Raw genomic sequence first — 10,065 nt, forward strand, 5'->3', positions numbered from 1 at the left:
CCCGCGCGACTGCGCGGGGGCCCCTCGTCGTTCAGGTCTGGCTCAGGACTTGCCGGCGAGCTCGTCCTCCGACCCGCCGTCCGACTCCTGGTCGAGCTTGGTGCCCATCGCGGCGGCGACGTCGGCGGGCGTGACGTCGACCTCGACGGCCTCCGCCTCGGCATCGATGTCGGTGACCGGCGGCGTGCTGGGCGCGGGCTCGGCGGCGGCCGTGACGTCCACGGCGGCGGGTCCGCCCGCAGGCGCCTTCTGGACGGCCGGCGACGGCTTCGCCTTCGCAGGGGTCTTCTTCGCAGGGGCCTTCTTGGCGGGGGTCTTCTGCTCTGGGGCCTCGGCAGCGGCGGCAGGGGCGCTGGGGGCGCTGGGGGTGCTGGAGGCGCTGTCGGCCGACGGAGTCGACACCGACGGCTCGCGCCCCGTCACCGCACCCACCAGGCGACCGACGAGGGCGAGAGGCAGCTTGGCCACGGACGTGAGGGTCGAGATGATCTTCATGCCCTCACTCAAGCGCGCGCATCCGACGCGGGCGACACCTGCGCGGGTGAGCGCGGTGTGAGGAGCACCACGCTGCGACGTGCCCTGGTGCCCGAAAAACTCTCACGGCCGGCGCGGAACGACCCGAGCCGCTGCGGAGGGTGGCGCATCGAGATGAGCAGGTGCGTCGTGACCGGCAGCCGCGAAGGCCGTGTCGACGGCCGCACGCAGCGCTGGGAGGCCGCTGCGCGGCACCAGCGCGATGGCCGAGCCCCCGAAGCCCCCGCCGGTCATCCGGGCGCCCAGAGCGCCGGCGCCGAGAGCCGCGGCGACGGCGAGGTCGAGCTCGGGGCACGACACCTCGAAGTCGTCGCGCAACGAGACGTGCGACGCCGAGAACAACGCACCGAGCCGCTCCCAGTCTCCGCGCGCGATCGCCGTCGTCGCGTCCCGCACGCGACGGTTCTCGCTCACCACGTGCCGTGCCCGGCGCCGCAGCACGTCGTCGTCCAAGCCCGACAAGGCGTCGAGGTCGGTCTCGCGCAGGGTGGTCACGCCGAGCCGCTCGGCTGCGCTCTCGCACTCGCGGCGCCGGGAGCCGTAGTCGCCGTCGGTGAGCGCGTGCGAGACGCGGGTGTCGATCACGGTGACGACGAGGTCCGCAGCGGAGAAACCAAGAGGGATCGGGGTCAAGGACGCGTCGGCGAAGTCCAGCAGCAGGGCGCTGTCGACGTCGCAGAGCAGCGAGGCGTTCTGGTCGAGCCCGCCGGTCGGAGCACCGACGACCTCGGTCTCGGCGCGACGGCAGACCTCGACCAGCCGGGTGCGCTCGGCGAGGTCGAGGTCGCGCCCGGTGAGCGCGTGCACCGCTACCGCGACCGAGACCTCGAGCGCCGCCGAGCTGGACAGTCCGGCGCCGAGGGGGACGGTGCTGGTCACGTGCAGGTCCAGCCCGGTCGGGACGTCGTACCCGTCCTGCTCGAGCGCCCACAGCACGCCGGCGACGTACGACACCCAGCCCCGGGGCCCCCCGGGCCCGCAGTCGGCCAGGGCGCCGGTCCACGAGTCCGGCTGCTGCTCGCTGCTGATCCTGACCCGCGGCTCCTCGGTGGTCGTGGCGACCGCCAACGTGTCGTGCGGCAGGGCGATCGGCAGGCACAGGCCGGCGTTGTAGTCGGTGTGCTCGCCGATCAGGTTCACCCGCCCGGGGGCGCGGGCAGCAGCGGTGCGTGTCATGCCTCCACCCTAGAAGTGGGCTCACCTCGTATCGTCTGTCGACGTGCGTTTCCTCGACGGCTCCAAGCCCAGCCACGACCTGACCTACGACGACGTCTTCATGGTGCCGGGGGAGTCCGACATCGCCAGCAGGTACGACGTCGACCTGGCGACGACCGACGGCACCGGCGCCACGGTGCCGATCATCGTCAGCAACATGACGGCGATCGCCGGCAAGCGCATGGCCGAGACCGTCGCCCGTCGCGGCGCGATCACGGTCATCCCGCAGGACATCCCGGTGTCGGTGGTCGCGGCGGTGGTCGACCACGTGAAGTCGCGTCACCTCGTCTTCGACACCCCCATCCAGCTCTCCCCGCACCAGACGGTGGCCGAGGCGCTCTCGCTGATGCCCAAGCGGTCCCACCGGGCCGCCGTGGTCGTGGTCGAGGGTCGTCCGGTCGGGCTCGTCACCGACCGTGACTGCCGCGACGTCGATCGGTTCGCGCAGGTCTCGCAGGTCATGCGCGCACCGGCAGTGCTGATCGACGAGCACACCGCGCCGCGTGACGCCTTCGACCGCATCGACCAGGCGCGCGGGGCCCTCGCCATCGCTGTCGACGCCGACGGTCGGCTGGTCGGCGTCGTCACCCGCACCGGAGCCCTGCGGGCCACGCTCTACGCCCCCGCCGTCGATGCTGCGGGGTCCCTCCGCATCGCTGCGGCGGTCGGCGTCAACGGCCAGGTGGATGAGAAGGCGGCGGCGCTGATGGATGCCGGGGTCGACTGCCTGGTGGTCGACACCGCCCACGGTCACCAGGGCCGGATGATCGAGGCGCTGCGCGCGGTGCGCTCCCTCGACCCCCAGGTGCCGGTGGCGGCAGGCAACGTCGTGTCGGCCGCCGGCACCCGTGCCCTGCTCGAGGCCGGGGCCGACATCGTGAAGGTGGGCGTGGGCCCGGGTGCCATGTGCACGACCCGGATGATGACCGGCGTGGGGCGCCCCCAGTTCTCGGCGGTCCTGGAGTGCGCCGCCACCGCGCATGACCTCGGCGGCCACGTGTGGGCCGACGGCGGTGTCCGGCACCCGCGAGACGTCGCCCTCGCGATCGCTGCCGGGGCGTCGTCGGTGATGGTGGGCTCGTGGTTCGCGGGCACCCACGAGTCCCCGGGCGACCTGGTCGAGGATGCCGACGGGCGCGCCTACAAGGTGTCCTTCGGGATGGCGTCGGCCCGCGCGGTGGCCAACCGGACCTCGACCGAGTCGGCCTACGACCGCGCCCGAAAGGGCCTGTACGAGGAGGGCATCTCGTCGTCGCGGATGTACCTCGACCCGGCGCAGCCCGGTGTCGAGGACCTCATCGACCAGATCTGCTCCGGCGTGAGGTCTGCCTGCACCTACGCGGGAGCCGCCAGCCTCGCCGAGCTGCACGAGCGCGCCACGATCGGCGTCCAGTCGGCCGCTGGTTTCCAGGAGGGGCGGCCGCTCGCCACCAGCTGGTGAGTATCAGGAGCGGCTGGAGTTGGCGCTGCGTCCGCGCACGACCCCCACGAACGCCTGCGTGCGCTCGTCGTCGCGCTCGATGAGCCACGCCAGCCCGACCTTCGTGGTCGGGAGGTCGCGGACCTCGCGCTCGACGACGTCCTTGCGGGAGTGCAGGCGTGCCACGGAGCGGGGGAGCAGGACCACCCCCGTGCCCGCAGCCACCGTCTCCACGGCGTCCGCGACGCTCATCGCCGGCCAGGCGAGCTGCTCGGCTCGCGGGGTCCACCCCGAGACATGGGGGACGACGAGCTGCTCGTCGTCGAGGTCGGCGAGCTCGACGGAGTCGTCTGCTGCGGCGACGAAGTGGTCCTTGCCCGCGACGACGACTGCGATCTCGTCGTACAACGGGATGCAGTGGAGCCCGGTCTTGTCGATGGGCAGGCGCACCAGCGCCATGTCGGCCTCGCCGCTCCGGAGCGCGACCTCCTGCTCGTCCTCCGCGACGGGCAGCAGCTCGAGCGGGTCACGTCGTCGCTCGCGCCAGGTGCGGGCCCACTTGTCGGGCGTGGCGCCGGTGACGAACGCGAGACGGAACGGTGCAGGAGAAGCCATGGTCGTGAGTATGGCGCTCTCCCGTAGCGTCGTGGCATGCGCGTCCTGGTCACCGGTGCCTCCGGCTACATCGGCTCCCGTCTGATTCCTGCCCTGCTCGAGCGCGGCCACCATGTGATCGCGACGGGCCGCGACCTCGAGGCGCTGTCGGCGTACGCCTGGTCGGACCGGGTCGAGCACCGCCACCTCGACGTCGAGGACACCGTGTCGGTGCACCTCGCGATCCGCGACGTCGACGCCGTGTTCTACCTCGTGCACTCGATGGGATCGGGGGAGTTCCTCAAGCGTGATCGCGAGGCGGCCGAGTACGTCGCCGCAGCCTGCGCCTACGCCGGGGTCGGCCGGGTGGTCTACCTGTCAGGGCTGGTGCCACCGGGGGAGCTCTCCGACCACCTCCGCTCGCGCCTCGAGGTCGAGGAGATCCTGCTCGCCGGTCAGGTCCCGGCGACAGTGCTGCGCGCCTCGATGGTCATCGGCGGTGGGTCGCTGTCGTTCGAGGTCCTGCGTCGCATCAGCGACCGGGTGCCGGTGGCCGCGGTCCCGTCGTGGATGGACAGCCGCATCCAGCCGATCGCGGTGACCGACGTGGTCGCGCTCCTGTGCGCCGCGCTCGACGGCGAGCCACGCCACAGGGCCTACGACGTCGGCGGCGACGAGGTCGTCACCTACGCCGAGCTGCTCGAGCGGTTCGCCCGCGCGGCCGGGGTCAGCCGTCCCCGGGTTCCGGTGCCCTTCGCGCCGGCCGCAGTCGTGGGCGAGGCCGTGGCGGCACTGACCGGGGTGCCGAGGTCCACGGTGCGCGCGCTGGTGCGGAGCCTGTCCCACGACATGGTCTGCGCCGAGACCGACGTGCACGAGGAGCTGCTCCCCGGCCACGACTACCTGACGATCGACGAGGCGATCACCCGCTCGCTCGCCGCCCGCACAGGGGCCACCGAGCCGGGGGGCGACCTCCAGGGCGAGGCGGCCAGCGACCCGGCCTGGGTCGGCACCACCTGGCGGTTGTCATGACCTGGAAAGGCCGGGATGAGCCACGGGCGTCGTCGCTTCTGGGTGCCGCTCAGAAAACTCTGCGAGCATCTCGGGCATGACAGAGACACATTCGGGCACAATGGATCTGTGATGAGCTCACACGAAGACCTCGCTGACCTCCGGGTCAAGGTCAAGACCATCGACGCCGGCCTTCTGGGTCGGCGCATCCGCCATGCACGTCAGCGCGCCGGGTTGACGCAGGGAGACGCTGCGGGCACCGACATGTCGACCGCCTACATCTCGCGCATCGAGGCCGGCCAGCGCCGTCCCGGTGCCGACCTGCTGATCGCCCTCGCAGAGCGGTTGACGTGCACCCCTGAGGAGCTGCTCGCTCCGGACGACTCGGTCATCACGTTCGACGCCGCGGTCGTGGCGCGGCTGACGCTCGAGCTCGACTACGCCGACCTCGAGCTGCGCACCGGTTCGCCCGAGCTCACCCTCGGTCGCGTCGAGGCGGTGCTGGCGGAGTCCGAGAAGACCACGGCCGTGCCGCCCGAGCTGCGCCACCAGGCGCGACTGCTCCAGGCCCTGGCACGTGAGGCCGTCGGCCCGCGTGCCGACGCCATCGACCTGTTCGAGCGCATCGTGGCCCACGACGCCGACGTCATGCGTTTGCTGAAGGCCTACACCGCGCTCAGCCGCTGCTACCGCGACAGCACCGACTACGCGCGCGCCGCCGACATCGGCGAGCGTGCCGTGGCCGCCCTGGGCCAGGAGCAGCTCGACTCGAGTGCCGAGGGCCTTCAGCTCACCGTCACGGTGGCCTCAGCCCACTTCGAGCGCGGCGACGTCAACCACGCCGTGCGTGTGTGCCAGCGTGCGCTGGAGCAGGCCGAGAACCTCGATTCCCCGGAGGCGCGAGCCGCCGCCTACTGGAACACCTCGATCATGGAGTCCCGCCAGGGGCGGGTCGAGGCCGCTCTTCCGATGGCGGAGAAGGCCCTTTCGCTGCTCGAGGTGGCCGAGGACTCACGCAGCCAGACCCGACTCCGGATCCAGCTCGGTGTCCTGCACCTCCAGTGCGATCCGCCGCTGCCGCTCGAAGCGCTGGAGATCCTCAACCGCGCCGAGGCCGACGGCCGGGTCAGTGGCATCAACGAAGCCGACCGCGCGCGGATCCAGATGGGTCAGGCTCGTGCGCAGTTCCTGCTCGGTGCGCTGTTCGAGGCCTCCGAGATCCTCGACTCGATCCTGGGCTGCGTGGAGACCGAGTCGTCGATCCTCGGTGTCGAGGCGCTGCTGCTCCAAGGCGAGATCGCCGGAGTACACGGACGATCCGAGGACGCGATTGCTCATCTTCGTGCGGCGAGCGAGCAGCTCGCCGAGTACGACGGTGACCACGGGGTTGCCCAGCTGTGGTTCGAGCTCGGGGCATGCCTCGATGAGCACGGCCTCTACCGGGAGGCGGCGCAGGCCTACAAGTCGGCCGGTGCCACGACGGGACTGAGTCGTCCGACAGCTGCTGCTGCGCCGCGGGTCGCGAGCGTCTGAGACGTCAGCAGCACCAGCTGCTGCCGCCGCCGCTCTTGGTCGCGGTGATCGAGGTCTGGCCGGCCGGGGCGTCGACGTTGCTGACGGCACCCGCGCCACCGGCAACGGTGAGAGCGACGGTCAGGGCGAGCAGTGCGGTGCGGATCGTCTTCATGGGGATCTCCTGGGTGCGGGGGTGCCGAGATAGGCGCATTGGGCGGTCAGTTCCTGTCAAGGAGGGTTGACACAGCGCCGATTGTGCCGGATATCCAGGATCTGGGAAGAGGCCAGTTGTGCTGGAGCCGTCCCTGAGGCGGTTCAAATGCTCCCGTTCGCGCGTGCGTTGTGCAGCGTGTCGCGCCACGGCGCAGGCGCCACCAGGTGGCCCGGGGGTGGCGCCGAACCCACTCGCGATGACGCTCGTGGGGCCCGTCTTTGCGGCTGTGCCGGCGGTGGTATCGCCCGGCTTGGAGCGTTCCTCGAAACCCCTCCATGTCGCCTGTGACCTGCGGTAACGTGGTCGACGGACCTCGATGCCGGGCCCGCCGTCCGCGCGAGGAGGGGGCGCTCGGTCGAAGGCGCCCGCAGGTGTGGCAGGTGTCGCGGGCGAGGCTCGCGACAGGCCACGTCCGGACGGTGGCGACCGGTCGTGCGCGCCTCCGTACCCGTTGTGAAGAGGGACTATGCGGATTGCACAGATATTTTCTGCCGACCCACTGGTCTAGACGGATGGTGGGAAATCACCGAACGCCCGCACCGCGGTCGCGATGACCGTGGTGCGGGCGTCCGTGGTGACGCTTCCGGGCCCTGCACTGGGCGGCAGTGTCCGGAATGTGTCCGGGTTCGCGCCGGACTGTGCCTGCCTCAGGCCACGTCGTACCGGTCGAGCTCCATGACCTTGACCCACGCGGCCACGAAGTCGCGCACGAACTTCTCGCCGGCGTCGGCGCTGGCGTACACCTCGGCCAGTGCGCGCAGCTCGGAGTTGGAGCCGAACAGCAGGTCGACCCGGCTGCCGGTCCACACGACCGAGCCGTCGGCCGCGCGAGCCTCGTAGGTGTCGGGGTTCTCCGAGACCTTCGTCCACGTCGCCGACATGTCGAGGAGGTTGACGAAGAATTCGTTCGTGAGGGTGCCCGGGGCCGACGTGAGGACGCCGAGGTCCGACCCGCCGTGGTTGGCCCCCAGCACGCGAAGGCCACCGACGAGGACCGTCATCTCCGGAGCGCTGAGGGTGAGCAGGTTCGCCCGGTCGACGAGCTGGTACTCGGCGGGGAGTCGCTGGCCCTTGCCCGCGAAGTTGCGGAAGCCCTCGGAGGTCGGCTCGAGCCAGGAGAAGGACTCCACGTCGGTCATCTCCTGCGTGGCGTCGGTGCGCCCGGCCGTGAACGGCACAGTGATGTCATGACCGGCGTCCTTGGCCGCCTTCTCCACACCGGCACAACCGGCGAGGACGACGACGTCGGCGAAGGAGACGGCCTTGCCATCGCTCTGGGCTGCGTTGAACGACTCCTGCACGCCCTCGAGCGTGGTGATCACCCGAGCGAGCTCGTCAGGGGAGTTGACGTCCCAGCTGCGCTGCGGCTCGAGGCGGATGCGTCCACCGTTGGCTCCGCCGCGCTTGTCGCTGCCGCGGAAGGTCGAGGCAGAGGCCCAGGCGGTCGAGACCAGCTGCGAGACCGACAGACCGGTCGCCAGGATCTGTTCCTTGAGGGCGGCGACGTCGGCGTCGTCGACCAGCGCGTGGTCGACGGCCGGGACGGGGTCCTGCCACAGCAGCGACTCCTGGGGCACGAGCGGACCCAGGTAGCGCTGGATCGGCCCCATGTCACGGTGCGTCAGTTTGTACCAGGCGCGGGCGTAGGCGTCGGCGAACTCGTCGGGGTTGGCCAGGAAGCGACGCGTGATCTGCTCGTAGACCGGGTCCATCCGCAGCGCGAGGTCGGCCGTCGTCATCATCGGCGGGCGGTCGAGCTCGCCGGTGGTGGGGTTCGGCACCGTGTTGGCGCCGGCGCCGTCCTTGGGCTGCCACTGGTGGGCGCCGGCGGGGCTCTTGGTGAGCTCCCACTCGTAGGCGTAGAGGTTCTCGAGGTACTGCATGTCCCACGTGGCGGGGGTCGAGGTCCAGGTGACCTCGATGCCGCTCGTGATCGTGTCCTGGCCCTTGCCGGCGCCGAAGGTCTGCTTCCAGCCCAGGCCCTGCTCCTCGAGCGAGGCGCCCTCGGGCTCCGGGCCGACGTACTCCTCGGGGTTCGCCGCGCCGTGGGTCTTGCCGAAGGTGTGGCCACCCGCGATCAGCGCAGCGGTCTCCTCGTCGTTCATCGCCATCCGGCCGAAGGTCTCGCGGATGTCGCGAGCCGACCCCACCGGGTCGGGGTTGCCGTTGGGACCCTCGGGGTTGACGTAGATCAGCCCCATCTGCACGGCCGCCAGCGGGTTCTCGAGGTCGCGGTCGCCGGTGTAGCGCTCGTCGCCGAGCCAGGTCTGCTCGGGGCCCCAGTAGACGTCCTCGTCGGGCTCCCACACATCGGCACGTCCACCGGCGAAGCCGAAGGTCGTGAAGCCCATCGTCTCCATCGCCCGGTTGCCGGCGTAGACCATCAGGTCGGCCCACGAGATCGCGCGTCCGTACTTCTGCTTGATCGGCCACAGGAGGCGACGGGCCTTGTCGAGGTTGCCGTTGTCGGGCCAGCTGTTGAGGGGGGCGAAGCGCTGCATGCCGGACCCGGCACCACCGCGACCGTCGCTGACCCGGTAGGTGCCGGCACTGTGCCAGGCCATCCGGACGAAGAACCCTCCGTAGTGGCCCGAGTCGGCAGGCCACCAGTCCTGGGAGTCGGTCATCAGGGCGTCGAGGTCACGCGTCAGGGCCTCGAGGTCGAGGCCGGCGAACGCCTCGGCGTAGTCGAAGTCCTTGCCCATCGGGTCGGCCGTGGCGGGGTGCTTGCGCAGGATCTTGAGGTTGAGCTGGTTGGGCCACCAGTCCTGGTTGCCACCACCCTCGGTGGGGTGCTTGAAGCGGTCGCCCATCGGGCAGCCGCCGGCCTCCTCGGTGTTCATCCCGGCCTCGCGGGTCTGGTGCTGGCTCTCGGTCATGCGTGGACCTTTCGTTGCGGTGGTTGCGATGACGTGTCGTGACTGGTCGAGCAGGTCGACCGGGTCAGGAAGATGCGGGGGAGCCGGCGGTGCAGGCAGGGCACCGGCCCCAGTAGATGACCTCCGCCTCGTCGATGACGAAGCCGTGGTCGTCGGTGGCCGTGAGGCAGGGTGTCTCGCCGACGGCACAGTCGACGTCGGCGATCGAGCCGCAGCCGCGGCACACGACGTGGTGGTGGTTGTCGCCGACGCGGGCCTCGTAGCGGGCCACCGAGTTGGACGGCTGGATGCGACGCACGAGCCCGGCGTTGGTCAGGGCACGCAGCACGTCGTAGACCGCCTGGTGCGACACCTCGCCGACAGCGCCCCGGGCGGCCTCGATGAGGACGTCGGTCTCGGCGTGCGGGTGAGCGTGCACGGCAGCCAGCACGGCCAGCCGCGGACGGGTCACGCGCAGGGCCGCGTCGCGCAGGGACTGCTCGAGCAGTGCGTCGGACGGCATAGGACGACCGTCCCGCATTTTCTTGAACGAGTCAAGAAAGGATGCGGCGCGTCGTCGAAGTGCTCTGGAGGAGTGCCGTGAAATGAAGAAAAGGCCCCGTGGAGCCGGGGCCTTTCCAGTGTCCGAGGGGGGACTTGAACCCCCACGCCCGCTAATGGGGCACTAGCACCTCAAGCTAGCG

At 70.9% G+C, this 10,065-nt stretch carries 9 protein-coding genes; 3 read left to right on the forward strand and 6 right to left on the reverse strand.

The features are described from left to right. Window positions 1-42: 42 nt before the first annotated feature. A complete protein-coding gene (locus tag VOI19_RS06995) occupies window positions 43-495 on the reverse strand; it encodes a hypothetical protein (RefSeq protein ID WP_323792241.1) in 453 nt (150 codons plus the stop codon). Between the two features lie 102 nt (window positions 496-597). Further along, window positions 598-1,710, reverse strand: coding sequence for a galactokinase (gene galK, locus VOI19_RS07000; RefSeq protein ID WP_323792242.1), 1,113 nt, complete (start codon window positions 1,708-1,710; stop codon window positions 598-600). 43 nt (window positions 1,711-1,753) lie between these two features. Here galK and VOI19_RS07005 point away from each other — a divergent pair, with 43 nt between their 5' ends. Further along, window positions 1,754-3,190: a GuaB1 family IMP dehydrogenase-related protein gene (locus VOI19_RS07005; RefSeq protein ID WP_323792243.1), complete on the forward strand. Its 1,437-nt coding sequence runs from the start codon at window positions 1,754-1,756 to the stop codon at window positions 3,188-3,190. A 3-nt stretch (window positions 3,191-3,193) separates the two neighbouring features. Here the strand turns inward: VOI19_RS07005 and VOI19_RS07010 are convergent, their stop codons facing one another. After that, window positions 3,194-3,784, reverse strand: coding sequence for a LysR family transcriptional regulator substrate-binding protein (locus VOI19_RS07010; protein ID WP_323792244.1), 591 nt, complete (start codon window positions 3,782-3,784; stop codon window positions 3,194-3,196). 36 nt (window positions 3,785-3,820) lie between these two features. Here VOI19_RS07010 and VOI19_RS07015 point away from each other — a divergent pair, with 36 nt between their 5' ends. Both VOI19_RS07015 and VOI19_RS07020 read left to right on the forward strand, forming a co-directional pair. Next, complete coding sequence (locus VOI19_RS07015; RefSeq protein WP_323792245.1) at window positions 3,821-4,795, forward strand: NAD(P)H-binding protein; 975 nt, start codon at window positions 3,821-3,823, stop codon at window positions 4,793-4,795. A 111-nt stretch (window positions 4,796-4,906) separates the two neighbouring features. After that, window positions 4,907-6,307: a helix-turn-helix domain-containing protein gene (locus VOI19_RS07020; RefSeq protein WP_323792246.1), complete on the forward strand. Its 1,401-nt coding sequence runs from the start codon at window positions 4,907-4,909 to the stop codon at window positions 6,305-6,307. Between the two features lie 4 nt (window positions 6,308-6,311). Here VOI19_RS07020 and VOI19_RS07025 read toward each other — a convergent pair whose 3' ends face one another. From VOI19_RS07025 to VOI19_RS07035, 3 genes are all read right to left on the reverse strand, one after another. Further along, window positions 6,312-6,461: a hypothetical protein gene (locus VOI19_RS07025; protein WP_323792247.1), complete on the reverse strand. Its 150-nt coding sequence runs from the start codon at window positions 6,459-6,461 to the stop codon at window positions 6,312-6,314. 689 nt (window positions 6,462-7,150) lie between these two features. Continuing rightward, window positions 7,151-9,382, reverse strand: a complete 2,232-nt coding sequence (gene katG, locus VOI19_RS07030; RefSeq protein WP_323792248.1) for a catalase/peroxidase HPI — start codon at window positions 9,380-9,382, stop codon at window positions 7,151-7,153. A 64-nt stretch (window positions 9,383-9,446) separates the two neighbouring features. Next, window positions 9,447-9,884 (reverse strand): Fur family transcriptional regulator, encoded by a 438-nt coding sequence (locus VOI19_RS07035; protein WP_323792249.1) that lies wholly within the window; start codon window positions 9,882-9,884, stop codon window positions 9,447-9,449. Window positions 9,885-10,065 lie beyond the last annotated feature (181 nt).

This window comes from Nocardioides sp. (assembly GCF_034670285.1).
Taxonomy (GTDB): domain Bacteria; phylum Actinomycetota; class Actinomycetes; order Propionibacteriales; family Nocardioidaceae; genus Nocardioides.